The 25,454-nt window shown below is 73.3% G+C and carries 23 protein-coding genes; 10 read left to right on the top strand and 13 right to left on the bottom strand.

The genetic code is table 11. The features are described 5' to 3' along the window. Positions 1-6: 6 nt before the first annotated feature. The 3 genes from ACIG3E_RS19205 to ACIG3E_RS19195 form a co-directional block, all read right to left on the bottom strand. Complete coding sequence (locus ACIG3E_RS19205; protein ID WP_399617477.1) at positions 7-1,695, bottom strand: urease subunit alpha; 1,689 nt, start codon at positions 1,693-1,695, stop codon at positions 7-9. After that, positions 1,692-2,411, bottom strand: a complete 720-nt coding sequence (gene ureA / locus ACIG3E_RS19200; protein ID WP_399617474.1) for an urease subunit gamma — start codon at positions 2,409-2,411, stop codon at positions 1,692-1,694. The genes ACIG3E_RS19205 and ureA overlap by 4 nt, the downstream gene beginning before the upstream one ends. A gap of 217 nt (positions 2,412-2,628) precedes the next feature. Then, the gene (locus tag ACIG3E_RS19195) at positions 2,629-3,561 is read right to left on the bottom strand and encodes a zinc-binding dehydrogenase (RefSeq protein WP_399617471.1); all 933 of its coding nucleotides are present in this window, start codon (positions 3,559-3,561) and stop codon (positions 2,629-2,631) included. Between the two features lie 99 nt (positions 3,562-3,660). On the opposite strand from ACIG3E_RS19195, the gene ACIG3E_RS19190 reads away from it, so the two are divergent. Next, the gene (locus ACIG3E_RS19190; protein ID WP_399617468.1) at positions 3,661-4,323 is read left to right on the top strand and encodes a TetR/AcrR family transcriptional regulator; all 663 of its coding nucleotides are present in this window, start codon (positions 3,661-3,663) and stop codon (positions 4,321-4,323) included. Between the two features lie 79 nt (positions 4,324-4,402). Here ACIG3E_RS19190 and ACIG3E_RS19185 read toward each other — a convergent pair whose 3' ends face one another. Continuing rightward, positions 4,403-5,491, bottom strand: a complete 1,089-nt coding sequence (locus ACIG3E_RS19185; RefSeq protein ID WP_399617465.1) for a branched-chain amino acid aminotransferase — start codon at positions 5,489-5,491, stop codon at positions 4,403-4,405. A gap of 278 nt (positions 5,492-5,769) precedes the next feature. Further along, positions 5,770-6,810, bottom strand: a complete 1,041-nt coding sequence (locus ACIG3E_RS19180) for a 3-isopropylmalate dehydrogenase (protein WP_399617461.1) — start codon at positions 6,808-6,810, stop codon at positions 5,770-5,772. 151 nt (positions 6,811-6,961) lie between these two features. Between ACIG3E_RS19180 and ACIG3E_RS19175 the strand changes: the two genes are divergently transcribed. Then, complete coding sequence (locus ACIG3E_RS19175) at positions 6,962-8,539, top strand: purple acid phosphatase family protein (protein WP_399617457.1); 1,578 nt, start codon at positions 6,962-6,964, stop codon at positions 8,537-8,539. 11 nt (positions 8,540-8,550) lie between these two features. Here ACIG3E_RS19175 and ACIG3E_RS19170 read toward each other — a convergent pair whose 3' ends face one another. Both ACIG3E_RS19170 and ACIG3E_RS19165 read right to left on the bottom strand, forming a co-directional pair. Further along, positions 8,551-8,679, bottom strand: a complete 129-nt coding sequence (locus ACIG3E_RS19170) for a hypothetical protein (RefSeq protein WP_278194243.1) — start codon at positions 8,677-8,679, stop codon at positions 8,551-8,553. 188 nt (positions 8,680-8,867) lie between these two features. Next, positions 8,868-9,788 (bottom strand): LysR family transcriptional regulator, encoded by a 921-nt coding sequence (locus ACIG3E_RS19165; RefSeq protein WP_399617453.1) that lies wholly within the window; start codon positions 9,786-9,788, stop codon positions 8,868-8,870. A gap of 130 nt (positions 9,789-9,918) precedes the next feature. Here ACIG3E_RS19165 and ACIG3E_RS19160 point away from each other — a divergent pair, with 130 nt between their 5' ends. Beyond that, complete coding sequence (locus tag ACIG3E_RS19160; protein WP_399617450.1) at positions 9,919-10,926, top strand: NADP-dependent oxidoreductase; 1,008 nt, start codon at positions 9,919-9,921, stop codon at positions 10,924-10,926. Positions 10,927-10,956: 30 nt separating this feature from the next. Here the strand turns inward: ACIG3E_RS19160 and ACIG3E_RS19155 are convergent, their stop codons facing one another. Beyond that, a complete protein-coding gene (locus tag ACIG3E_RS19155) occupies positions 10,957-11,517 on the bottom strand; it encodes a GNAT family N-acetyltransferase (protein ID WP_399617447.1) in 561 nt (186 codons plus the stop codon). A 52-nt stretch (positions 11,518-11,569) separates the two neighbouring features. Between ACIG3E_RS19155 and ACIG3E_RS19150 the strand changes: the two genes are divergently transcribed. From ACIG3E_RS19150 to ACIG3E_RS19135, 4 genes are all read left to right on the top strand, one after another. Continuing rightward, positions 11,570-12,172, top strand: coding sequence for a CDP-alcohol phosphatidyltransferase family protein (locus tag ACIG3E_RS19150; protein ID WP_399617444.1), 603 nt, complete (start codon positions 11,570-11,572; stop codon positions 12,170-12,172). Continuing rightward, on the top strand, positions 12,169-13,032 hold the full coding sequence (locus ACIG3E_RS19145) for a phosphatidate cytidylyltransferase (protein WP_399617441.1): 864 nt from the start codon (positions 12,169-12,171) through the stop codon (positions 13,030-13,032). Before ACIG3E_RS19150 ends, ACIG3E_RS19145 begins: the two co-directional genes overlap by 4 nt. A 114-nt stretch (positions 13,033-13,146) precedes the next feature. After that, positions 13,147-14,412 (top strand): lysophospholipid acyltransferase family protein, encoded by a 1,266-nt coding sequence (locus tag ACIG3E_RS19140; RefSeq protein WP_399617438.1) that lies wholly within the window; start codon positions 13,147-13,149, stop codon positions 14,410-14,412. Positions 14,413-14,492: 80 nt separating this feature from the next. Then, positions 14,493-15,224, top strand: coding sequence for a nitroreductase family protein (locus ACIG3E_RS19135; RefSeq protein ID WP_399617435.1), 732 nt, complete (start codon positions 14,493-14,495; stop codon positions 15,222-15,224). Here ACIG3E_RS19135 and ACIG3E_RS19130 read toward each other — a convergent pair. Beyond that, positions 15,203-16,330, bottom strand: a complete 1,128-nt coding sequence (locus ACIG3E_RS19130) for an alkene reductase (RefSeq protein ID WP_399617432.1) — start codon at positions 16,328-16,330, stop codon at positions 15,203-15,205. The two genes, ACIG3E_RS19135 and ACIG3E_RS19130, sit on opposite strands and share 22 nt — an antisense overlap. Before the next feature lie 166 nt (positions 16,331-16,496). Here ACIG3E_RS19130 and ACIG3E_RS19125 point away from each other — a divergent pair, with 166 nt between their 5' ends. Beyond that, entirely contained in the window at positions 16,497-17,372 is an 876-nt protein-coding gene (locus ACIG3E_RS19125) for an alpha/beta fold hydrolase (protein ID WP_399617429.1), read from the top strand. An 80-nt stretch (positions 17,373-17,452) separates the two neighbouring features. Here the strand turns inward: ACIG3E_RS19125 and pruA are convergent, their stop codons facing one another. After that, positions 17,453-19,084, bottom strand: a complete 1,632-nt coding sequence (pruA, locus tag ACIG3E_RS19120; protein WP_399617426.1) for an L-glutamate gamma-semialdehyde dehydrogenase — start codon at positions 19,082-19,084, stop codon at positions 17,453-17,455. Positions 19,085-19,138: 54 nt separating this feature from the next. Beyond that, positions 19,139-20,065, bottom strand: a complete 927-nt coding sequence (locus tag ACIG3E_RS19115; RefSeq protein WP_399617423.1) for a proline dehydrogenase family protein — start codon at positions 20,063-20,065, stop codon at positions 19,139-19,141. A 259-nt stretch (positions 20,066-20,324) separates the two neighbouring features. Between ACIG3E_RS19115 and ACIG3E_RS19110 the strand changes: the two genes are divergently transcribed. Further along, positions 20,325-21,494 carry a PucR family transcriptional regulator gene (locus ACIG3E_RS19110; RefSeq protein ID WP_399617420.1) on the top strand — a complete coding sequence of 390 codons (1,170 nt, stop codon included), beginning with the start codon at positions 20,325-20,327 and terminating at the stop codon, positions 21,492-21,494. Here ACIG3E_RS19110 and ACIG3E_RS19105 read toward each other — a convergent pair. Next, positions 21,480-22,076, bottom strand: a complete 597-nt coding sequence (locus ACIG3E_RS19105; protein WP_399617417.1) for a TetR/AcrR family transcriptional regulator — start codon at positions 22,074-22,076, stop codon at positions 21,480-21,482. The two genes, ACIG3E_RS19110 and ACIG3E_RS19105, sit on opposite strands and share 15 nt — an antisense overlap. Positions 22,077-22,173: 97 nt before the next feature. Here ACIG3E_RS19105 and ACIG3E_RS19100 point away from each other — a divergent pair, with 97 nt between their 5' ends. Continuing rightward, positions 22,174-23,676 (top strand): MFS transporter, encoded by a 1,503-nt coding sequence (locus tag ACIG3E_RS19100; protein ID WP_399617414.1) that lies wholly within the window; start codon positions 22,174-22,176, stop codon positions 23,674-23,676. Positions 23,677-23,781: 105 nt separating this feature from the next. Here ACIG3E_RS19100 and serA read toward each other — a convergent pair whose 3' ends face one another. Next, positions 23,782-25,386: a phosphoglycerate dehydrogenase gene (gene serA / locus ACIG3E_RS19095; RefSeq protein WP_242724014.1), complete on the bottom strand. Its 1,605-nt coding sequence runs from the start codon at positions 25,384-25,386 to the stop codon at positions 23,782-23,784. Between the last annotated feature and the right edge of the window lie 68 nt (positions 25,387-25,454).

Below are 25,454 nucleotides of genomic sequence, written 5' to 3'. Positions count from 1 at the left end.
TGGGGCTCAGAGGAAGTACAGGCGGTTGAGGGACACCGAGTCGGCGGGCGCGGAGCGCAGCGGGTCGCCGTCGAGGGTGACGAGGCCGGTGCGCTGGTCCACGTCGACGGCGCCCGTACGGGAGTTCAGGCGCAGGTCGGCGGGGCCGATGCCGCGGGTGCCGCGCACGGCGACGCGGCGGCGGCGCGTGGGCATGAGGTCGTTGCCCTGGTCCACCGCGGCCCGGGCGACGAAGGCGACGGAGAGGTCGGCGGCGGTCGCGCCGTACGCCCCGAACTGCGGGCCGAGGACGAGGGGTTCGCAGGTGTCGGTCGCGGCGTTCGGGTCGCCGACGACACCGTAGGCGGGGAATCCGGCCTTCAGCACGAGCTGCGGCTTGGCGCCGAAGAACTCGGGCCGCCACAGCACGACGTCGGCGAGCTTGCCGGTCTCGATCGAGCCGACCTCGTGGGCGAGGCCGTGCGCGATGGCGGGGTTGAGGGTGAGCTTGGCGATATAGCGCAGGACGCGCGCGTTGTCGTCGCCGGGGCCGTCGCCTTCCATGGGGCCGAGCTCGGCCTTCATCTTCCCGGCCATGGCGAAGGTGCGGCGCACGGTCTCGCCCGCGCGGCCCATGCCCTGGGCGTCGGACGAGGTGATGCCGATGGCACCGAGGTCGTGCAGCACGTCCTCGGCCCCCATGGTCCCGGCGCGGATGCGGTCGCGGGCCAGGGCGGCGTCGCCGGGCAGGTCGGTCTTCAGGTCGTGGACGGAGACGATCATCCCGTAGTGCTCGGCCACGGCGTCGCGGCCGAAGGGCAGGGTGGGGTTGGTGGAGGACCCGATGACGTTCGGCACGCCCGCCATCTTCAGGACGTTCGGTACGTGGCCGCCGCCGCACCCCTCGATGTGGAAGGCGTGGATGGTGCGCCCCTGGAGGACCTTGAGGGTGTCCTCGACCGACAGGCACTCGTTCAGGCCGTCGCTGTGCAGGGCGACCTGGACGTCGTGCTCCTCGGCGACGCGCAGCGCGGTGTCGAGGGCGCGGGTGTGGGCGCCCATGTCCTCGTGCACCTTGAAGCCGGACGCCCCGCCCTCGGCGAGCGCCTCCACCAGCGGCGCCGGGTCCGAGGACGAACCCCGGGCCAGGAAGCCGATGTTGACGGGCCAGGCGTCGAAGGCGTTGAAGGCGTGCCGCAGCGCCCAGGGCGAGTTGACGCCCACGCCCCACACGGGCCCGAACTCCTGGCCGATGACCGTCGTGACGCCGGACGCGAGGGAGGCCTCCATGACGCGCGGCGAAAGGAGGTGGACGTGGGTGTCCACGGCCCCGGCGGTGGCGATGAGCCCCTCGCCGGACACGATGGACGTGCCGGTGCCGACGACGACGTCCACGCCGTCGAGGGTGTCGGGGTTCCCGGCCCGGCCGATGGCGGCGATCCGGCCCTCCCGGATCCCGATGGACACCTTCCTGATGCCCTGGACCGCGTCGATGACGAGGACGTTGCTGATCACGACGTCGCACGTGGCGCGGACGGCGGCGGCCTTGAGGTGCAGTCCGTCGCGGGCGGTCTTGCCGAATCCGGCGAGGAACTCGTCGCCGTACTTCTGCGCGTCGGACTCGACGCGGACGGTCAGGCCACTGTCGCCGAGCCGGACCCGGTCCCCGGCGCGGGGGCCGTGCGTGGCGGCGTACGCGTACGGGTCGACGCTCATGCGGTCGCTCCCAGGTAGCCGCAGGCGGCGGCCCTGCGCAGGGCCTCTGCCTTCGCGCCCGGCGCGTCGAGGGCGCCGTCGACCAGGCCCGCGAAGCCGATCGCGACGCGGTCGCCGCCGATCGGCAGGAGGCCGACCTCGACGCGCTCGCCGGGCCCGAAGCGCACGGAGGACCCGGCCGGGACGGCGAGCCGCATGCCGTACGCGGCGGCGCGGTCGAAGTCGAGCCGGGGGTTGGCCTCGAAGAAGTGGAAGTGCGAGGTCACCGAGACGGGGACGGTGGCGGTGTTGCGCACGGAGAGCTCCACGACCGGCGCGGGGTCGCTGTGCGCTGGCCCCGGGAGCAGGGCCCCCGGCGCCCGGTGGCCCGCGCCCTCGCCGTCTCTTTCGCCGCCGCCTTCGCCGTCTCCTTCGCCGCCGAGCGGCCGGGACACCACGGCGAGCCGGGAGCCGTCGTCGAAGACGGCCTCCACGTGCACCTCGGTCACCACGTCCGCGACGCCCGGGAGCACGTCGTCCGGGCCGAGCACGGCCCTGGCCCGCTCGACCGCCTCGGCGAGCCGGGCGCCGTCGCGCGCCGCCTCGCACACGGTGTCGGCGATGAGCGCGGTCGCCTCGGGCACGTTGAGCCGCAGCCCGCGTGCCCTGCGGGCCCGGGCGAGCTCGGCCGCGCCGAAGAGCAGCAGCCGGTCGCGCTCGGTGGGGGTCAGTCGCATGCCAGGCACCTCATATCCCTGCCGCATATTTGAACGACACTCTAAGCAAGGATTCGAGATCGCGGAAGCTTCCCCCATTGACGTGGCGGTGCGGCGTAGCCCACATTGAACGCCACTCAAACGCTATAAGGTCTTCAACCGCCGCGCGCGGGGCGGGGACGACGGTGGACCGGCCCGCGGCCTCGCCCCCGAACGCCCGACGGGCCCGACGTCCCGCTCACGCCAGGTCCAGGACCGCCTTGCCGTGCAGGCGCCGCTCGCGCAGGGCCTTCGCCGCCCGGGCCGCCTCGGCCCAGGGGCCGCGCCACGCCACCCCGGCGTCGAGCGCGCCGGAGGCCACCCGAGCGGCCAGCCAGGCCAGGTCCCGCCCCAGCGGGGCGCCGCCGCCCAGCAGGAAGAAGCTGACGACCGCCCGGTCGTGCCGCCCCAGGTTTCCGTAGAGCGCGCCGTACGGGAAGTGCTCGCCGTCGCCGCCCGCGTGCCCCACGGACACCAGCGTCCCCCCGGCCGCCAAGGTGCCGTACGCGGCGACGAGCTGGCGCCCGCCCACCAGGTCCACCACCCCGTCCACGTCAGGACCGGCGTCGGCGGGGTCGGCGAGGACCTCGTGCGCGCCGAGCTCCCGCAGCCGCTCCCCGTGCACCTCCGGGTTCCCCGTCGTGGCCACGACGTGCGCGCCGCCCTGCCGGGCGAGCTGCACCGCGTACCGCCCGACGCCGCCCGTCGCCCCGGTGACCAGGACGCGCCGCCCGAGCAGGGGCCCGATCCGGTGCAGGGCCCGCAGGGCGCTGGCCCCGGCGACGGGCACCGTGCTGAGGGCGCCGAGGTCCGCGCCCTCGGGCACGACGCCGAGCGAACCGGTGTCCACCGCCCGCAGTTCGGCCCATCCTCCGGCCTCCCCCACCGTCACCACCGGGGTGCCCGCCGCGGGCCCCGAGCCGTCGGCGGCCGCCCGCTCCACATACCCGGCCGCGTCCCAGCCGGGCACGGCGCCCGGCTCCGCGCCGGGCACGACATCGCTGACCTCGCCGTGGTTCAGGGAGGTCGCGGTCACCCGGACCAGGGCCTGGTGGGCGGCGGGCTCGGGGTCGGGGGCGGTGCCGAGGCGCAGCCCGGCGGGGGCGGAAGGGTCGACGAGCAGAGCGCGCACGAGGGCACCTCTTTCCAGTACGGGAGTGCGACGCGGCCATAGTGCCACTGAGTGGCATAAGCCATCAAGGGGCATTGGCTACCGGACTACACTTCCGTCATGGAAACCGCCCGGGCCGACGCCCCCCTCTCCCTGCGCGAGCGCAAGAAGCTCCGCACCCGGCAGGCGCTCGTCGACACGGCCCTGGAGCTGTTCACGGAGCGCGGCTTCGACCACGTCACGCTCGACGAGCTGTGCGAGGCCGTCGAGGTGTCCAAGCGGACCTTCTTCCGCACCTTCACCAGCAAGGAGGACGTGGCGACAGCACCGCTCCACGACCTGTGGACGGCGTTCCTCGACGAGTTGGAGGGGGCTGGGCCCGACGGCGGTCCGCTGAGCGAGCTCCTGCGCGACGCGCTGCTCGCCGCCCTCGGCCGGATGCCCGGCGAACAGTGGGCGCACCGCGCGCTGCTCAGCCGCCGCCTCGCCGCCCGCAACCCGTCGATGGACGCGCACGGCCTCGCCTTCTGCGACCGCACGGGGCGGGCCGCCCTGGACCTGGTCGTCCGCCGGTTCGACCTCGGCGGCGCCGCGCACGAGCCGGACCAGCTCCGCGCACACCTGGCCATCGACCTGCTGGTGGCCGCCTGGCACCGCGGCCTGGAGGCCTGGACGGCCGAGCCGGGCACGCCCGATCGCGCCGGTCTCGCCGCCGCCTTCCGCCGCGCCTGGGCGGCCCTGCCCGAGAGCCTGACGCTCACCGCGGGCCCCAAGTCGGCCTAGCGGGCCCGGACGCACCGAGGGCCGGGCCCGGCAGGGGTGCCGGGTCCGGCCCTCGGGGCGGACGGGTTCAGAGCGGGGCTCAGCCCAGGCGGTGCATCCAGCCGTGCTGGTCCTCGCGCACGCCGCGCTGGATGTCGAGCAGCGCCTCGCGGAGCTTCATGGTGACCTCACCGGGGCGGCCACCGCTCTGCTCCCACTCGCCGCGCCGCGACTTGACGGTGCCGACGGGCGTGATCACGGCGGCCGTGCCGCAGGCGAAGACCTCCGTGAGCGTGCCGTTCTCCGTGTCGGCCTGCCACTGGTCGATGGAGACGCGGGCCTCCTCGGAGGTGTAGCCGAGGTCGCGGGCGACGCTCAGGAGGGAGTCGCGGGTGATGCCCTCCAGGATGGAGCCGGAGAGGGACGGGGTCACGATCTTGTCCCCGTACACGAAGTACAGGTTCATGCCGCCCAGTTCCTCGACCCACTTGTGCTCGACGGCGTCGAGGTAGGCGACCTGGTCGCAGCCCTTCTCGGCGGCCTCGGCCTGGGCGAGCAGCGACGCGGCGTAGTTGCCGCCGGTCTTGGCGTCGCCCATGCCGCCGGGGACGGCGCGCACGCGGTCCTCGGAGAGCCAGATGGAGACGGGCTTGACGCCGCCGGGGAAGTAGGCGCCCGCCGGGGAGGCGATGACCACGAAGAGGTACTCGTTGGCGGGCTTCACGCCGAGGCCCACCTCGGTCGCGATCATGAAGGGGCGCAGATAGAGGGACTCCTCGCCGCCGTGGCCCGGCACCCAGTCGATGTCCTGGCGCACGAGGGCGTCGCAGGCCTCGATGAAGGTCTCGACGGGCAGCTCCGGCATGGCGAGGCGGCGCGCGGAGGACTGGAAGCGGCGGGCGTTGGCCTCGGGGCGGAACAGGGCGACCGAACCGTCGGGCTGGCGGTAGGCCTTCATGCCCTCGAAGATCTCCTGCGCGTAGTGCAGGACGTTCGTCGCCGGGTCGAGCGAGAGCGGGCCGTAGGGCACGAGCTGGCCGTCGTGCCAGCCGCGGCCCTCGGTCCAGCGGATCGTCACCATGTGGTCGGTGAAGTGGCGGCCGAACCCGGGGTTGGCAAGGACCGCCTCGCGCTCCGCGGCCTGGGCCGGGGTCGAGGAGGGCTTCAGCTCGATCGTGGGCGTCGTCATGGTTGCGTGTCCTTCACCGGTTTCGTGTGTGACGGACCGCGCTCACTTACGCCGTACGCGCGTGGTGCTCACGTCGTACGGGTGTGCGCCACTTCGCGGCCCCACGTCCGATTATCGCTCGTGGGGTTCCGTGGACGAAACGGCGGGATCTGCGGCCCCTGGGATCCGATGGTGACACCCGGCCCCCAGTGACGAGAAGCCGCCGGGTGCCCACGGGGACCCGGCGGCTTCAAAGAAACCTCACTCAGACTCGGGAAGGGCGGACACCCGCCGACGGATCAGCCCGCCACCCGTACGGCGAGCGCGTCGCCGATCTCGTCGGTGCTGCGGACGGAGGTCCCGCGGGCGCCGAGGTCGGCGGAGACGGCCTCCTCGACCCGGGCCGCCTCGGCGTCGTACCCGAGGTGGCGCAGGAGCAGGGCGACGGAGAGCACGGTGGCGCTGGGGTCGGCCTTGCCCTGGCCCGCGATGTCGGGCGCCGAGCCGTGCACCGGCTCGAACATCGACGGGAAGGCGCGGGCGGGGTTGATGTTGCCGGAGGCGGCGACGCCGATGCCGCCGGAGACGGCCGCGGCGAGGTCGGTGATGATGTCGCCGAAGAGGTTGTCGGTGACGATCACGTCGAAGCGCTCGGGCTGGGTGACGAGGTAGATCGTCGCCGCGTCCACGTGCATGTACTCGGTGGTGACGTCCGGGAACTCGGCGGCCACCCGGTTGAACACGTTCGTCCACAGGTGCCCGGCGAAGGCAAGCACGTTGTTCTTGTGGATCAGCGCGAGCTTCTTGCGCGGCCGGGCCTGGGCGCGGGCGAAGGCGTCGCGCACCACGCGCTCCACGCCGAAGGCCGTGTTGACGGACACCTCGGTGGCGACCTCGTGCTCGGTGCCCTGGCGGATGGTGCCGCCGTTGCCCGTGTAGGGGCCCTCGGTGCCTTCGCGGACGACGACGAAGTCGATCTCGGGCTGCCCGGCGAGCGGGGTGGCGACGCCCGGCAGGAGCTTGCTCGGGCGCAGGTTCACGTGGTGGTCGAAGGCGAAGCGGAGCTTGAGCAGGAAGCCGCGCTCCAGGACGCCGGAGGGTACGGACGGGTCGCCGATGGCGCCGAGCAGGATCGCGTCGTGCCGCTTCAGGTCGGCGAGGTCGGCGTCGGTGAGGGTCTCCCCGGTGGCGTGGTAGCGCCGGGCGCCGAAGTCGTACTCCTTGGTCTCCAGCTTCACATCCTGCGGGAGGACGGCGTTGAGGACCTTGAGCCCCTGGGCCACGACTTCCGGGCCGATCCCATCTCCGGGGATCACTGCGAGATTGATGCTGCGAGACATGTCGGCACCTTACCGTTCGTCCCATCCAATGACATGGCCCGTCCGGGATGTGGACACCCCGGGGTCGTCCGCGCGTACGCCACCCCACGGACACGCTCTCTTCACCCGCGGGTAGGGCGGGAGTTGGGCGTCGCTGGGAAGTTCCCAGGTCATGGACACCCCCAACGTCGGCATTCCCGAGCCGCTCGCGCGGCGGCTGAGCATGGCCGAGCAGCACGCGTACCTGCGCGCGAAGCTCTCCCGGCGCAAGGTGCTCGCCGGTTCCTTCGCGACCGCGGGCACCGCGGGCGGCCTCGGCCTGCTCGCGGGCAGTTCGGGCAGCGCGTACGCGGGCCGCCCTGCACCGGCGCGGCCGCCCGCGCCGGCGAAGGTGGACGGCAGGCACGTCGCGCCCTTCGGCCGTCATCTGGCCTTCGGGGCCGAGCCGAGGACGCAGATGCGGATCTCCTGGCAGGTGCCGTTCGCCGTCGACAACCCGTACGTGCGCGTGGGCCTGAGGCCCTGGGAGCTCAGCCAGAAGATCCCGGCGGAGGTGCGGGACCTGCGCACGCCCTCGCTGTCGAGGAAGCTGCCCGAGGTCGAGCAGTACTACCTGCACGCGGCGCTCGACCGCCTCGAACCCGGCACCACGTACTACTACGGCGTCGGCCACGACGGCTTCGACCCGGCATCGCCCGGACACGCGGGCACGGTCGGCACGTTCCGCACCGCCCCGGCCCGGCCGGAGGGCTTCGTCTTCACGGCCTTCGGCGACCAGGGCGTGAGCTATCACGCCCTGGCCAACGACCAGTTGATCCTGGGGCAGAACCCGTCGTTCCACCTGCACGCCGGGGACATCTGCTACGCGGACACCACCGGGCACGGCAAGGACACGGACACGTACGACGCCCGCGTCTGGGACACCTTCCTCGCGCAGACGGAGTCGGTGGCGAAGTCCGTGCCGTGGATGGTGACGACCGGCAACCACGACATGGAGGCCTGGTACTCGCCGAACGGCTACGGCGGCCAGTCGGCCCGCTGGTCGCTGCCCGAGAACGGCTTCGACCCCCAGGGCGCGCCCGGCGTCTACTCGTTCCGCTACGGCAACGTGGGCGTGGTGGCGCTCGACGCCAACGACGTGTCGTACGAGATACCCGCCAACAAGGGCTACTCGGACGGCAAGCAGACCGCGTGGCTCGACCGGCGCCTGGGCGAGCTGCGCGCGCACGCCGACGTCGACTTCGTCGTCGTCTTCTTCCACCACTGCGCCTACTCGACGGCGACGCACGGCTCCGACGGCGGGGTGCGCGACGCCTGGCTGCCGCTGTTCGCCAAGCACCAGGTGGACCTAGTCGTCAACGGCCACAACCACGTGTACGAACGGACCGACGCCATCAAGGGCGGCGAGGTCGGCAGGCCCGTGCCCGTCGGCGCGTCGACGGATCCGACGCGCGACGGCATCGTGTACGTCACCGCGGGCGGCGCGGGCAAGGACCTCTACAGCTTCCCGGCCGGGGTGAAGGACAGCTACGAGGGCCACGTGCAGGACCGCGACGCGGTCCACACCTTCCACTGGACGAAGTCGCGCCTGCCCGACCCGGACACGGTCGCGTGGTCACGCGTGCGCTACACCGGCTTCTCGTTCCTCGCGGTGGAGGTGACGGCCGGGGCGCGGCCGAGGCTGACGGTCTCCGCGCTCGCCGAGAGCGGCGAGCGCGTCGACCACTTCGAGATCGAGCGCGCAAGGTAGCGCGGGGCGGCTCAGTGCCCGGTGGCGCCGCCGTTGTCCCGGCGGTCGAGGGCCCGCTGGAGGGCGGCGGCGGCGTTCTTGCGCTCGGCGTCGCTGGTGCGGAGGCTGCGGCGGACTCGTCGGACGGTCGTCTCGGCCATGGGTGTTCGACTCCTTCGGTCCAGGCATCCGGAGAACAGGGGGATGCGCGGGGTTACGAGACGCCGGAAAGGGCGGGGAGCGGGGCCGCAGGGTTCGCCTGCGCGGGGCCGGGCTCACATCCGCCGTTCGCTTGATCGAGCGAGACGTTCGGCTCCTACAAAGCTAAGACAGCTTCCGCTTTCTGTCTCTACAAATACTCGGGCTTCCTACTATTTGAGACGGCAGCCTCCGCGGCGACCGCTCTCAGCTCCCGGATCAGCGCTCTGACCACGTGTGTCGCGGCCAGTTCGGGCGTGGTGACGTAGCCCACGGAGCGGGTCGGGCGGCCCGGGCCGAGGTCGGTGACCGTCACGCTCGGCGGCGCCCCCGTCAGCGACAGGGCGGGCATGACCGCCATGGCGTGCCCGGCGCTCACCATCGCGAGGACCGCGCCGTCGTCCTCGGTCCGCGTGGTGGCCCGCGGCAGCCAGTCCTGCCGCGCCCACCAGTCGCGGGTGTACGAGGTGCAGTTCTCCGCCCAGTCCACGAGCGGCAGCGAGCGCGGGTCCGGGTGCCCGGCCGGGTGCACGAACGCGTAGGGCTCCTCCACGAGCACGTCGCCGACGAGCCCGCGCGGCACCGGCGAGGTCGTGCCGAGGGTGGCGATGCCGAGGTCGGCGCGGCCGTCGGCGACCTCACCGGCGGTGCCGCGCCCCAGCTCCCGCACGACGCGGACCTCGGGCTCGACGCCGGGGTGGCGGGCGCGCAGGCCCGCGAGCGCGGCCGGGAGCAGATGCAGGGCGGCGCTGCGGAACGCGGCGACGCGCAGCGGCCCGGTGACCTCCCCGCCCCCGTCGGCGGCGCCGCGCGCCTCTGCGGCGAGGGTCTCCAGGAGCCGCAGCACGCGCCGGGCGTGGGCGACGGCGCGCTCACCCGCCGGGGTCGGCGCGGCGCCCCCGCGGCCCCGGTCGAAGAGCACCGCGCCGATCTTCTGCTCCGTGCCGCGCACCGAGTGCGAGACGGCCGACTGGGTCAGGCCGAGGGCCGCGGCGGCGCCGGAGAAGCTGCGGGCCTGCTCGACGGCCACGATGATCCGCAGCTCGTGCGGGGCGAGGTCTGGTCCGGCCATCGGTTCCCACTCGTCCTTCCGGCCCGCAAGGGCGTGTCACCTGCGTCCATGAGGAGCTCTCATGGTTCGTCGCGTTCCATGAGCCGAACCCTCTGCCCCGCGCCCGCATTCCCGCCGTACGGTGCCGGACATGAGCAGCGACACGGCCCTGACCGTCCACCAGACCGCCCGCCCGCACGGCTTCCCCACCCCCGCGCACTTCGCGTTCGTGGAGTCGGCGCTGCCCGGGCCCGTGCCCGGCTCGGCGCTCGTGGAGAACCTCTACTGGTCGGTGGACCCGTACCACCGCGAGATGATGGACGGCGACTTCGCGCTCGACGCGCCGCTGGAGGGCCGCACCCTCGGGCGGGTGATCGCCTCGCGCGAGCCGTCCCTGCCGGAGGGCGCGCTCGTCTTCCACCGCAAGGGCTGGCGCACGCACGCGGTGCTCACGCCGCAGGAGGCCCGCGTCCTGCCGGACTTCGCGGGGGTGCCGCTCTCCGCGCACCTGAGCATCCTGGGCGGCACCGGTCTGACCGCGTACGTGGGCCTGACCCGGATCACGCCGGTGCGCGCGGGCGACGACCTGTTCGTGTCGGCCGCGGCGGGCGGCGTCGGCACGGCCACCGGGCGGCTCGCACGGCTCCTCGGCGCGGGCCGGATCGTCGGCAGCGCGGGCTCGGCGGCGAAGGTCGCGTACCTCAAGGAGCACGTCGGCTACGACGAGGCCTTCGACTACCACGACGGACCCGCCGCGGACCTGCTCGCGAAGGCGGCGCCGGACGGCGTGGACCTCTACGTCGACAACGTCGGCGGCGAGCAGCTGGAGGCGGCGATCGAGGGCCTGCGCGACCGCGGCCGCATCCTCCGCGTCGGCACGGTCGCGCAGTACAACAGCACCCGGGCCCTGGCCGCGCCCCGCAACCTCTCCGAGATCGTGGAGAAGAGCCTGCGCATGGAGGGCTTCCTCGTGCGCGACTACTACGACGTGCAGGAGGAGTTGTACGAGTTCGTCGTCCCGCGGCTGCGCGACGGCCGGATCGGTCTCGACGAGACGGTGGTGGACGGCTTCGACCGGATCGTCGACGCCTTCCTGGGGATGCTGCGGGGCGACAACGTGGGGAAGATGATCGTGCGGGCCACGGGGGCACCGGCGTAGCCGAGCCGCCCGCCCGTCCGTGGAGGCGGCTCAGAACACGTCGCCGTCGCGCCAGTCGATGAGCAGCGTGTGCGCCGGGTCGAGGTCCCCGCCCCAGATCATGGGCGCGTCCTCGTCGGGCATCTCCTCCACGCCCCGTGGGCCGAGGGTGCCGACCGGGCCGGTCCAGGTCTGCCAGCCGTGCGCGCGGTACAGCTTCTCGCCCTCCTCGGACGGCGAGAGCACGCCCAGGTCGTAGGCCCGCTCGACGACGTCCTCCAGGGCGCCCATGACCTGCCCGCCGAGCCCCTGCCGCTGCCGGTCGGGGCGGGTGGCGACGGCTTCCACATAACCGACGCGCAGCGAACGGCCGTTGTGCAGGACGCGCCGCTGGACGACGGAGCCGTGCGCGAGCAGCTCGCCCTCGGCGTCGTGGACGAGGGCGTGCACACCGCCGAGGCCGTGGTCCCAGTCCTCGTCGGAGAAGTCCCCGTCGAAGGCGAGGTCCATGAGGGCGCGGGCGGCCGCGAGCTCGGTGGGCGTGAGGTCGGCGGTGTGTGCCGTGCGCAGGGTGGTCACAGGGGTCACGCGCCCACGGTACTCAGGCGGCATCTGAGTACGCATCCCGATTCGCGCGGGCCCGGGCGGCGGCAGAGTCGACGGCATGAACGGTTCCTCCGGCTCCCACGGCCTCGGCCTGTACGCCCTCAAGCCCTGGTACGCCCGGAAGTTGTCGGGCGTGCGCGGCGCGCTGGCCCGCCGCGCGGTGTCGCCGGACGCGCTGACGGCGGCGGGCGTGGTGTGCGCCGCGGGCGCGGCGGCGGCCCTCGCGTGGCTGCCCGCGCCGCTGGCCGCGCTCCCGGTGGCGGCGCTGCTCGCGGCCCGCCTGGCGTGCGCGAACCTGGACGGCGCGCTCGCCCGGGACACCGGCCGCAGCACGCGCCGCGGCGCCCTGCTCAACGAACTCGGCGACCGGGCGGCGGACTTGGTGATGCTCGCGGGCTTCCTGCCGCTGGCCCCGCTGTGGCTGGTGGCGACGGCGGCCCTGGCCGCGACGCTCCCGTCCTGGGTGTCCCTCGCGGGCGCCGCGGCGGGCGCCGGGCGCCTGAACGGCGGCCCGGTGGGCAAGACGGAGCGCTGTGCCCTCGTGGTGGTGGCCGCCGCGTCCGCCTGGGCGGCACCCGTGCTCGCGGTGATCGCCGCGGGCTCCGCGCTGACGGCGGCCGTCCGGTGCGGGCGGCTGTGGGGGGAGTTGGGCACCCGATGAGCGTCGCGTTCCTGGCGGGGGAGACGGCCGCGCGGGCCGTGCCGGTGGTGGCCGGGGCGCTCGGCGCGGGCGGCGTCGCCGTCGCCGCGCTGCCGTCCCGGCTGCGGATGCGGGCGGAGCTGCGCAGGCGCTGGCGGACCTGGGCGCTCGCGGCGCCGCTGTTCCTCGGCGCGCTCTGGGCGGGCGGGGCGGGGGCGTTCGCCCTGGCGGCCGGGCTCGGCGCGGTCGCCGTGGCGGAGTACGCCCGCATGGCCCACCTGGCGCGCGGCGAGCGGGCGGTGCTCGGCGTCGCGGCGGTCCTGCTCCCGGCGGCGGCGTGGCTGGCGCCCGACGCCCTCGGCCTCCGCGCGGCCGCGGCCCTGCTGGTCGTGTCGGCCCTGCCCGCGCTCCTGACCGGCGACACCGAGCACGGCTTCACGCGGGCGTGCCGCACGCTCTTCGGCGTGCTCTGGATCCCGGCCTCGCTCACCGGCCTGGTCCTCCTGGACGGCACGGCGGTGGCGGTGGGCGTGGCGGTGGCCTTCGGCGACGTCGGCGCGTGGTGCGCGGGCACGGCCCTGGGCCGCACGGGCCCGCTGGCCCACCGCCTCTCGCCGCTGTCCCCGAACAAGACGTGGGCCGGGGTCCTGGGCACCGCGGCGGCGACGGCCCTGGCCCTGGCGGCGGTCGGCGCCCTCACAGTCCCGCTGTGGGCGGCGGTCCTCGCGGGCTGCGTCCTGGGCGACCTCCTGGAGTCCATGGTGAAGCGCGAGGCGGGCGTCAAGGACGCTGGCACCTGGCTCCCCGGCTTCGGCGGCCTCCTGGACCGCGTGGACTCCTTGCTCCTGGCCCTGCTCCTGACGATGGCGGTGGGACTGTGAAGACGGAGAGCAGACACATCAAGCCCGTCCGGCGCTTGAGGACGGCGGTGGCCACGTGACGACAAAGAGCAAGCCCATCAAGCCCGTCCGGCGCTTGAGGACGGCGGTGGCCACGTGACGACGAAGAGCAAGCCCATCAAGCCCGTCCGGCGTTTGAGGACGAGGCGCGAAGCGCCAAAAGGGCGGGGGCCCGGGGGCGGCAGCCCCCGGTTCGGGAAGGGGCGGGCCTGGGGCGCCCCCGCGAGGGCAACCCTGTGGCGCACCCTGCTCACCCTCACCGGCGGCATCACCCGCAAGGGCACCCTGCCGGAGGGCGGCTGCGTGGTCGTGGCCAACCACTCCTCGCACGCCGACACCGCGGCCCTGCTCGCGGCCCTCGACGCACGCCACTCCCCCACCATCGCCGCGGCCGCCGACTACTGGTTCGCCTCGCCCTGGCGCCGCCGCGTCTGCGCCCGCCTGGCCGCGGGCTTCCCCGTACGCCGCACGGGCGGCGGCATGGAGGACCTCCTTGCCAGGGCGGACGCGCTGCGCGCGGGCCACGCGGTGGTGCTGTTCCCGGAGGGCACCCGCGCCCGCCGGGGCGAGCTCGGCACGTTCCACAAGGGCGCCCTGGTCCTGGCCAGGGAGGCGGACGTACCGGTCGTCCCCGTGGGCATCGCGGGCACGGACCGCCTGCTCCCGAAGCACGGCAGGCTGCGCCCGTCCCTGGTGCGCGTGACGATCGGCGAGCCGCTGCCGCCGACGGTGACGGCCGAGGAGGCGCGCGCGGCGGTGGCCGAGCTGCACCGGCGCACGGCCGCCGAGCCGCTGCGGGACTCCCGCGTCCGGAGGCGGGTCGCGGCGGCGGTCGGCTCCCGCTGGGGCCTGCCGCTGGCGTTCGCGTGGGCGTGCGCGGAGGCGCTGAGCTGGCCGCTGATGCCGGAGCTGTTCCTCGCGGTCGCGTGCGTGGCCCTGCCCCGCAGGTCCCTGAAGCTGGCCCTGACGGCTCTGGGCGGCAGCCTCACCGGCGGCCTCCTCGCCCTGCACCTGGCCGCGTCGGGCGTACAGGTGCCGCACCCACTCACCACCGACCGGATGCGCGCGGAAGTGCGCCAGGAGCTGGCGGCCGAGGGCGCGGCGGCGGTCCGCCACCAGCCGTGGAACGGCGTCCCGTTCAAGGTGTACGCGGCCGAGGCGGGCCGCGCGGAGGTCGCGGCCCCCGACTGGCTGGCCCGGGCGGCGCTCTCGCGCGGCTCGCGCACCCTCACCGTGGGCCTGGGCTTCGGGGCCTTCGGCTTCCTCGCGCATCGGCTCCGCCGCCACTACGGCGCCTATCTGGCCCTGCTGGGCGGCGGGTTCGCGACGGGCCTCGGCCTGATCATGGCGGGCTGGAGCTGACGGGCCCCGGCGGGCACGTCACGCGCATCGCATTGGTACGCACCATGGCGCGCAGGCGCCGCCGGTCCCAGAATCGAGGCATGCCTGATACCGAACAGCACGAGCCGGAGACCGGACACCCCGCCGCGCCCTGGACGCCCATCCACGGACAGCCGTACCGCTCCGTGCCGTACCGTCCCGCCCGCATGCCCGCGGCCGAATCCCTCACGCACGCGGCCGAGTTGAGGCAGCGGATGCAGCAGCGGCGCACGGTGCGGCAGTTCTCGTCGGACCCGGTGCCGCCGCAGGTCGTCCGGGACGCCGTCGCGTGCGCGGCGACCGCGCCGTCGGGCGCGCACCAGCAGCCGTGGACGTTCGTCCTCGTCCAGGACCCCGAGGTGCGCCGCCGCATCCGCGAGGCCGCCGAGCACGAGGAGCGGATCTCGTACGACGGGCGGCTCGGCGAGGAGTGGCTGGCCGCGCTGCGCCCGCTGGGCACCGACGAGGTGAAGCCGCACCTGACGGACGCGCCCGCCCTGATCGTCGTGTTCCAGCAGCGCTACTGGCTGGGCGAGGACGGCACCAAGCACAAGCACTACTACGTCGACGAGTCGGTCGGCATCGCGGTCGGCATGCTGCTTTCCGCGCTGCACCTGTCGGGGCTCGCCGCGCTCGTGCACACGCCGAGCCCGATGCGGTTCCTGTCCGAGGTGCTCGGGCGGCCGGAGAACGAGAAGGCGTTCGCGGTGATACCCGTCGGCTATCCGGCGCCGGACTGCCAGGTGCCCGACCTGGTGCGCAAGTCCCTCGATCAGGTGCTCGTGGAGGTCTGAAGCACCCGGGCCTCCGCCGCTTCCGGGGCGTCCAGGAAGGGGTAGTCGGTGTACCCCTCGGGGCCGCTCGTGTACAGGTGCGCCGCGTCGAAGTCGTTCAGCGGCGCGCCCACGGCGAAGCGGTGCGGCAGGTCCGGGGTGGTGAGGAACGCCCTGCCGTAGGAGACGAGGTCGGCGCGGCCGTCGGCGATGACGGCCTCGCCCGCCTCCTTCGTCGTCGGGTCGCCGTTCTCGCCGACGTTGGCGATGAGGGTGCCGCTCCAGTGCGGGCGCAGCTCGGCCAGGGCCGGGTAGCGGTCGTTGTCGGTGAGGTGCAGATAGGCGAGGCCGAGGCCGTCGAGCTCGTCGAGCAGGGCGCGGTAGACCGGCCCGGGGTCGGCCTCCTCCATGCCGAACTGCGGGTTGCCCGGGGAGAGCCGCAGCCCGAGCCGCTCGGCTCCGATGGCGTCGGCGACCGCGCGCACCACCTCCACCGCGAACCGGATGCGGTTCTCGACCGATCCCCTGCCGTACGCGTCGTCGCGGAGGTTCGTGTTGTCCGCGAGGAACTGGTGGATCAAGTAGCTGTTGGCGCCGTGCAGTTCGACGCCGTCGAAGCCCGCCGCGACGGCGTTGCGGGCGGCGGCCACGTGGTCGTCGACGGCGGTGCGGATGTCGTCGAGGGTCATCACGCGCGGGGTCACCGGCTCGGCCTTGCCGCCGTCGCGCACGTGCACCAGCTCGGGCGAGACCACGGCCGACGGGGCGGCGGGCGCGTCGCCGTCGATGCGGGACAGCGGGTGGCCGTGTCGGCCGCCGTGCATGAGCTGGGCGTAGATCCGCCCGCCCGCGGCGTGCACGGCGTCGGTGACCCGCCGCCAGCCCGCGACGTGGGCCGCCGTCTCCAGGCCGGGGATGCGCCAGCCGCTCTGGCCGCGGCTGCTGGGCCAGATGCCCTCGGTGACGATGAGCCCGGCACTGGCCCGCTGGGCGTAGTAGTCGGCGACGATCGGCTGCGGGGTGCCGTCCTCCTCGCCGCGGAAGCGGGTCATGGGGGCCATGACCATGCGGTTGGGCAGGTGGCCGAAGGGGGCGGAGTACGGGGTGAGGAGCGTGTGCTGCGTCATGCAGGAACGGTAGAAGCTGACACAGGTGTCAGTTTCAAGTCCTCCCGACTCAAGCCCCCCCCGGGATCCCACCTAACTGCTAAATATCCCTTGACTGGTTAGAGGCGGGCATGGTCCACTCGTCGTGCCGCGCCAACCGCCAAAGACGCCATGAGGGGTTAGAGGGATGAGCACCCAGGTCCACTACCGCACCACCACCGTCCGCGGGCACGAGGTCTTCTACCGCGAGGCGGGGCCCGCCGACGCCCCCGTGCTGCTCCTGCTGCACGGCTTCCCGTCCAGCTCGCACATGTTCCGGGACCTCATCCCGCGGCTCGCCCACCGCTACCGCGTCATCGCCCCCGACCACATCGGCTTCGGGCGCTCGGCGACGCCCGCCGCCGACGCCTTCCCGTACACCTTCGCCGAACTGGCCGATGTCACCGCCGAGTTCACCGAGCGGATCGGCCTGACCCGGTTCGCGCTGTACGTCCAGGACTACGGCGCGCCGATCGGCCTGCGCCTCGCGCTCGCCCACCCCGGGCGGATCACGGCGATCGTCACGCAGAACGGCAACGCGTACGAGGAGGGCCTCGGCGCCGCGGCCTGGGCGCCCGTGTTCGCGTACATCAAGGAGCCGAGCGAAGAGACGGCCGCGCCCGTGCGGGAGATCCGCTCCCCGGAGGGCGTGAAGTGGCAGTACACGCACGGCGTCCCCGCGCGCTACCGCGATCTGATCAGCCCCGACGCGTGGGAGCACGACGCCGCCTCCATGGCGCGCGAGGGACAGGCGGAGATCCAGCTCGCGCTCATCGGTGACTACGGCAGCAACATCGCGCTGTACCCGGACTTCCAGGCGTACTTCCGCGAGAGCCAGGTGCCGGTGCTCGCGGTGTGGGGCGCGCACGACGAGATCTTCGTGCGCGACGGCGCCACCGCCTTCCAGCGGGACCTGCCCGACGCCGAGGTGCACCTGCTGCCGACGGGGCACTTCGCCCTGGAGACGCACGCCGGGCAGATCGCCGGGCTGATCGAGGACTTCCTCGACCGCCGGGCGCGCTGAGCGGGGCGGGTGCGGGTACGACACCGCCCCCGGCTGGGGTGGGGCCCGAGCCGGGGGCGGGGATCACGAGGGGGCCGAGGTCAGCCCATGTGCGGGTAGCCGTACTCGGTCGGCGCGACCAGGGTCTCCTTGATGGCGCGGGTCAGGGTCCAGCGCATCAGGTTCTGCGGGGCGCCCGCCTTGTCGTTGGTGCCGGAGGCACGGCCGCCGCCGAAGGGCTGCTGGCCGACGACGGCGCCGGTCGACTTGTCGTTGATGTAGAAGTTGCCCGCGGCGTAGCGGAGCTTCTCCATCGTGTACGCGGCCGCGGCGCGGTCGCCCGCGATGACCGAGCCGGTGAGCGCGTAGGCCGAGACCGACTCCATCTGGGTCAGCATCTCGTCGTACTTCTCGTCCTCGTAGACGTAGACGGCCAGGAACGGGCCGAAGTACTCGTCCTTGAAGACCTCGTTGTCCGGGTCGGTGCACTCGACGACGGTCGGGCGCACGAAGTAGCCCTCGGAGTCGTCGTAGCTGCCGCCCGCGACGATCGTGCAGGTCTCGTCGGCCTTGGCGCGGTCGATCGCCGCCTTGTTCTTGGCGAACGCGCGGTCGTCGATGACGGCGCCGATGAAGTTCGACAGATCGGTGACGTCACCCATCTTGATGCCGTCGACCTCGGCCGCGAACTCCTCCTTGAACCCGTCGTTCCAGATGGACGCCGGGATGTAGGCGCGCGAGGTGGCCGAGCACTTCTGGCCCTGGAACTCGAAGGCGCCGCGGGTCAGCGCGGTCTTCAGGACGGCGCGGTCGGCGCTGGGGTGCGCCACCACGAAGTCCTTGCCGCCCGTCTCGCCCACGATGCGCGGGTAGGAACGGTACTTCTCGATGTTGGCGCCGACGGTCTTCCACAGGTACTGGAAGGTCTTCGTCGAACCCGTGAAGTGGATGCCCGCGAGGTCGCGGTGGTTCAGGGCCACCTCGGAGACGGCGATGCCGTCGCCGGTCACCAGGTTGATGACGCCCTTGGGCAGGCCCGCCTCCTCCAGGAGCTGCATGAGCAGCACCGCGGCGTGCGTCTGCGTCGGGGACGGCTTCCACACGACCACGTTGCCCATCAGGGCCGGGGCGGTCGGCAGGTTGCCCGCGATGGCCGTGAAGTTGAACGGGGTGATCGCGTAGACGAAGCCCTCCAGCGGGCGGTGGTCCAGGCGGTTCCACACGCCGGTGGAGTTCGCCGGGGGCTGCTCGGCGAGCAGGTCACGGGCGTACTTCACGTTGAAGCGCCAGAAGTCGACGAGCTCGCAGGGGGTGTCGATCTCGGCCTGCTGGGCGGTCTTGGACTGGCCGAGCATGGTGGAGGCGGCCAGCGTCTCGCGCCACGTCGTGGACAGCAGCTCGGCGGCGCGCAGGATGATCGCGGCGCGGTCGTCGAAGGACATCGCGCGCCAGGCCGGGGCGGCGGCCAGCGCGGCGTCGATCGCGTCCTGCGCGTCCTGCTGCGTGGCGCCGCGGCCGGTGCCGATGACGGCCTTGTGGTTGTGCGGCTGGACGACCTCGAACGGCTCGCCGCCGCCCAGGCGCTTCTCGCCGCCGATGGTCATCGGCAGCTCGATCGGGTTCTCGGACAGCTCCTTGAGCTTGGCCTCGAGCCGGGCGCGCTCCGGGGAACCCGGGGCGTAGCCGTGTACCGGCTCGTTGACCGGGGCGGGGACCTGGGTCACAGCGTCCATGAGTTCCTTGGCTCCTTTGTGTGCGGGGGCTCTGTACGGGAGGGTGCGGGCGGCTCAGCCCTTGGTGAGGATGGAACGGCCGAAGAACAGCAGGTTCGCCGGCTTCTCCGCGAGACGGCGCATGAAATAGCCGTACCAGTCGGTGCCGTAGGCGGTGTAGACGCGCATCCGGTGGCCCTCGGCCGCGAGCCGCAGGTGCTCCTCGCTGCGGATGCCGTACAGCATCTGGAATTCGTACTCGTCCAGTTTGCGCCCGGCGCGCCGGGCCAGCTCCTGGGTGATGGCTATCAGCCGCGGGTCGTGGGACCCGATCATCGGGTACCCCTTGCCGTTCATCAGGATCTTCAGGATGCGGACGTACGCCTTGTCGATCTCCGCCTTGTCCTGGTACGCGACCTCGACGGGCTCCTTGTACGCGCCCTTCACGATGCGCACGCGGCTGCCGTTCTCGGCCAGGCGGCGGGCGTCGTCCTCGGTGCGGAAGAGGTAGGCCTGGATGACGCAGCCGGTCTGCGGGAAGTCCTTCCGCAGCTCCTCGTGGATGGCGAACATCGAGTCGAGCGTCGTGTGGTCCTCGGCGTCGAGGGTCACGGTGGTGCCGATGGCGGCGGCGGCCTCGACGACCGGGCGGACGTTGGCGAGGGCCAGCTCGTGGCCGCCCTCCAGCGCCTGGCCGAACATGGAGAGCTTCACGGACATCTCGGCCTTCTCGCCGAAGCCCAGCTCCTTGAGGCGCTCGATGAGCTCCAGGTAGGCGTCGCGCGCGGCGTAGGACTGCTCGACGGTGGTGATGTCCTCACCGACGACGTCCAGGGTGACCTCCAGGCCCTTGCCGACGGCGTCCTCGACGATCGGGACGACCTGGTCGACGGTCTCACCGGCGATGAAGCGGTCGACGACCTGCTTGGTGCCCGGCGCCGCCGACACGAGACGGCGCATCTTGTCACTGCGCGACGCGGCAAGGATCACGGGAGCCAGCACGGGGCACCTCCACAGGAGTACGAACGAAGCCGCACCGACGTCATTTTTGCGACAAAACTGGTACGGCACGGAGAACCACCGTGAAACCTAAGGATCCCTCCGATCCTGTGCTATCGACACCTGTCACGCATCCGTGGGCTGGATCTCAGACAGATGTCTGAGCCCGGCCCGGGACTGCGCGAGAATGGCTTTCGAAAGCATTGACGACGAGGTATCCGGGTAAGGGCGACAGCCCGCACGGAGCGAAGGAAGGGCACGGGTGAAGGGCGACTATCAGGAACTGGTCGACGAGATCTCGGCCCTCCTCGGCGCGCCCGCGACCCTGGAGAACCGCGACTTCGAGCTGATCGCCTTCGGCGCGCACGACGGCGGCGACGGCTTCGAGGCGGCCGACCTCGACCCGGTCCGCACCCGCTCGATCCTCACCCGCCGCTCCACGGCGGCGGTCCGGACCTGGTTCGAGAGCTTCGGCATCACGCGCGCCACCGCGCCGGTCCGCATCCCGCCGACCCCGGAGGCGGGCGTGCACCGCGGCCGCATCTGCCTTCCGGTACGCCACCGGGGGTACGCCCTCGGCTATGTGTGGCTGCTCGACGACGAGCCGGGCCCCTCGGACGCGCGGCTGGGCGCCGCCATGGAGGTGGCCGCCCGCATCGGCACGCTGCTCGCCGACGAGGCCCAGGCGGGCGCCGACCTGACCCGCGAGTTCCGGTCGGTCCTGACCGCGGAGCGGGGCTGGCAGCGGGACATGGCGGTGGCCGCGCTGCGCACGGCGCTCGGGCCGCGCGGCGAGGGCCTGCACGCGGTGGTGTGCGTGGCGCCCTGGCCCGCGGCGGGCCCCGAGGACGCGCCCGCGCTGCGGACCGTGCCGGGGGCGACGGCCCTGTGCACGGTGCCGTGGAGCACGGCGGGCGCCGCGGGGCAGTCGCTCGCGGTGCTGGTGCGGCTGCGCTCGGCGGACGCCCTGACCCCCGCGGTCACGACGGCCTCCCGGCTCGCGGAGGCGGCGGGCGGCGGCGCGACGGCCGGGGTCGCGGGCGCCCGCCGCGGCCTGGAGGACCTGGGCGCGGCCTGGGCGGAGGCCTCGGCGGCGGCCCGCGCGGCGCTCGCCGAGCCGCGCTTCGGCCCGCTCGCCCGCTGGTCGGACATCGGCCCCTACCGCCTGCTCACCGCGCTGCCCGCGGAGGCCGCGCAGGACGCGGTGGCCCGCGCGCTGCTGACCCCCGCGCACCGCGAACTGGCCCGCACCGCCGAGGTGTTCCTCGACTGCGCGGGCCAGGCGGGCCGCGCGGCGGCGGAGCTGGGCATCCACCGCCAGACGCTGTACTACCGCCTCTCGCGCGTGGAGCAGCTCACGAAGCTGGACCTGGACGAGGGCGAGGACCGGCTGCTCCTGCACATGACCCTGAAGGCGTCACGGCTGCGGTAGCCGCTCGGCCTCGGCGGCCCGCGCCGCGATCCGCCGCAGCCCCTCGGTGAGCTGGGCGGCCGTGGTGGCCGATTCCGGGTCGAAGAGCCACTGGACCATGAGGCCGTTGAGCAGGGTGGTGTAGAGCCGCCCCTCGGTGTCCACGACGTCCTGCGGCAGGGCGGCCTCGTCGAGGTCGAGGAAGAGCGCGGCGAGGCCCGCGCGCCCCTGCTCCTGGGCCTTGACCATGATGTCCCGCACCCCGGCGAGCCGCTCGCCCTGCGTGACGAACTCAAGGGTCAGCAGCCAGATCCCGCGCGCCTGCGGGAACGACCGGACGACGTTCCCCCACACCTTCTCGAACCGTTCGATCGAGCCGCCCGCCCCGGCGTCTTCCGGCGGCGCCCCGAAGCCGTCGCCGATGTCCTCGATGAGCGAGATGTAGGCCTCGGCGAGCAGCGCGTCCTTCGAGCCGTAGTGGTAGCCGATCGACGCGAGATTCGTGCCCGACTCCTTGACGACGTCGCGGGCCGTCGTGCGCACGAAGCCCTTCTCCAGCAGGCAGCGCCTGGCCCCTGCGAGCAGATCCTCACGGTGTCCCATGCGTGCACCCTACGTCCGCCCCAGACAGCCGTACAAGACAAACGTCTTACACAATCGTTCTAGACAAGCGTCTTATACGCCCGTACAGTCCTGCTCCATGACCACGACAACCACACAGCCGTCCTCCCCCGCCACCGAGCGCGCGGGCCGCAAGGAATGGACCGCCCTGGCCGTCCTGATGCTGCCGCTGCTGCTCGTGTCGATGGACGTGTCGGTCCTCTACTTCGCGGTCCCCGCGATAAACGCCGACCTGGAGCCCAGCGGCACCCAGCAGCTGTGGATCTTCGACATCTACGCGTTCGTGCTCGCGGGCCTGCTGATGACCATGGGCTCGCTCGGCGACCGCATCGGCCGCCGCAAGCTCCTGCTGTTCGGCGCGGCCGCCTTCGGCGCGGCGTCCCTCACCGCCGCCTACGCCACCAGTCCGGGCATGCTCATCGCCGCCCGCGCGGTCCTCGGCATCGGCGGCGCGACCCTGATGCCGTCCACGATGGCGCTGGTCCGCACGCTGTTCCGCGACCCCGAGCAGCGGGCCAAGGCGATCGGCATCTGGTCCGGCGTCATGGTCGGCGGGGTCGCGCTCGGCTCGGTGCTCAGCGGCGTCCTGGTCGAGTTCTTCTGGTGGGGCTCGGTGTTCCTGGTCAACCTGCCCGCGATGGTGCTGCTCCTGCTCCTCGCGCCCGCCCTCATCCCCGAGTCCAAGGACCCGCACCCGGGCCGCTTCGACCTGCTGAGCGTGCCGCTCTCGATGGCCGCGGTGCTGCCCGCCGTCTACGGCCTCAAGGAGATGCCGTCCGAAGGCGTGCGGTGGCCGTACGTCGCGTCGCTCGTGGTCGGCGCCCTGTTCGCCGTGCTTTTCGTACGCCGTCAGCTCACGGCGTCCTCACCGCTGATCTCCCCCGCCCTGTTCCGCGGCGGCCGGGGCTTCGGCGCCGCCGTCGCGCTGAACCTCATCTCGTCCTTCGCGATGCTCGGCTCGGCGTACTTCACGACGCAGTACCTCCAGTCGGTGCTCGGCAAGAGCGCCCTGGAGGCCGCCCTGTGGGCGCTGCTCCCCTCGGTCCTCATCGGCTTCGCCGCGCCCCTCGCCACGGCGGCGGTGCGCGCGGGCGTGGCCAGGGCCCGGGTCGTCGCGGGCGGCTTCGTGCTCTCCGCCTGCGGCTACGGCCTGCTGTTCCTCGCCGGTACGGACGCGATGTGGACGGTGCTCGCCGGGGCCGGGGTGCTCGCCTGCGGGGCGGTGGTCGTGGGCTCCCAGCTGACGGACCTGGCGCTCGGCGCGGCCCCCGCGGAGAAGGCGGGCGCGGCCTCCTCCCTCCTGGAGACGGGCCAGGAGTTCGGCGGCGCCCTCGGGATGGCGGTCCTGGGCTCCATCGGCTCGGCGGTGTTCCGCCACGACATGCCGGACACGGCTCCGGGCGCGGCCCGCGAGACCCTGGGCGGCGCGGTGGCGGTCGCCTCAGACCTGCCGCCCACGGCGGCGGACGCCCTGACCGAGGCGGCCCGCGCCGCCTTCACCAGCGGCATGCACATCGCGGCCGTGGCGGGTGCCCTCGTCCTGCTCGCGGCGGCGGCCCTGGCGGCGAAGGCGCTCCGCTGAGCGGAGCACAGGCGAACGCCGGACGGGCTGGAGGAGTTCCAGCCCGTCCGGCGTTCGAGGACGAGGCAGCGGGCCGATCACCCGCGCCGACCCACCGAACAGGCCCTAGTCCGCCAGGTTCACCGAGCGGGCCGAGGTGGCGCCGATCTCGGCGGCGACCTCCGCGAGCACCGCGGGCGGCACGGTGTCGTCGACGGTGAGGACGGCCAGCGCCTCCCCGCCCACGTCGGCGCGAGCGACCTGCATCCCGGCGATGTTGATCCCGGCCTCCCCGAGGACGCGCCCGACGGTGCCCACGACGCCCGGCCGGTCCGCGTACCGCAGCACGGCCATGTGGTCGGCGAGCGCCAGGTCCACGTCGTACTCGCCGACCGCGACGATCTTCTGGTGGTTCTTGGGACCGGCGAGCGTGCCGGACACCGCGACCTCCTCGCCGTCGCCGAGCGTGCCGCGCACGGTGACCACGTTCCGGTGGTCCGGCGACTCGGAGGAGGTGGTGAGCCGCACCTCGACGCCGCGCTCCTGGGCGAACAGCGGCGCGTTCACGTACGAGACGGTCTCGTCGACCACGTCCTCGAACACGCCCTTGAGGGCGGACAGTTCGAGCACCTTCACGTCGTGCTGGGTGATCTCGCCGTACACCTCGACGTCGAGCCGCACCGCGACCTCGCCCGCGAGGGCGGTGAAGATCCGGCCGAGCTTCTCGGCGAGCGGCAGGCCGGGCCGGACGTCCTCGGCGATGACGCCACCCTGGACGTTCACGGCGTCCGGCACCAACTCGCCCGCGAGGGCCAGCCGTACGGACTTGGCGACGGAGATGCCCGCCTTCTCCTGGGCCTCGTCGGTGGACGCGCCGAGGTGCGGGGTGCACACGACCTGGTCGAGCTCGAAGAGCGGGGAGTCGGTGCACGGCTCCTTCGCGTACACGTCGAGGCCCGCGCCCGCGACGCGGCCCTCCTTGAGCGCCGAGTACAGCGCCTCCTCGTCGACGATGCCGCCGCGGGCGGCGTTCACGATCCGCACCGCGGGCTTGACCTTGTGCAGCGCCTCGTCACCGATGAGGCCCACGGTCTCGGGCGTCTTCGGCAGGTGCACGGTGATGAAGTCGGAGACTTCGAGCAGCTCGTCGAGCGAGAGCACCTTCACGCCCATCTGCGCGGCGCGCGCGGGCTGCACGTACGGGTCGTAGGCGACGACCTTCATGCCGAACGCGGACATCCGCTGCGCCACGAGCGCGCCGATGCGGCCGAGGCCGACGACGCCGAGGGTCTTCTCGGCCAGCTCGACACCGGTGTACTTGGAGCGCTTCCACTCGCCGTTCTTCAGGGCCGTGTTGGCCTGCGGGATGTTGCGGGCGGTGGCGAGGATCAGACCGCAGGCCAGCTCGGCGGCGGTCACGATGTTCGAGGTGGGCGCGTTCACCACCATGACGCCCGCCTTGGTGGCGGCGGAGACGTCGACGTTGTCGAGGCCGACGCCCGCGCGGGCGACGACCCGCAGCTTGCGGGCGGCGGCGATGGCCTCGGCGTCGACCTTGGTCGCGGAGCGGACCAGGATGGCGTCGACGTCGGCGATGGCGGGCAGCAGCTCCGCGCGGTCCGCGCCGTTGCAGCGCCGGATCTCGAAGTCCGGGCCCAGGGCTTCGACGGTCGCGGGCGACAGCTCTTCAGCGATGAGTACGACCGGTTTGCCGTTGGCAGCAGTGCTCACGTGAGTCCTCACAAGTCCAATGCGGACGGCCGTCCCGACGGCCGCAGGCGGTGGAGGTGGCTAGCCGC

This window comes from Streptomyces sp. NPDC053474, assembly GCF_044544845.1.
GTDB lineage: Bacteria > Actinomycetota > Actinomycetes > Streptomycetales > Streptomycetaceae > Streptomyces.
This window is presented reverse-complemented; position numbering and strand designations above follow the sequence as displayed.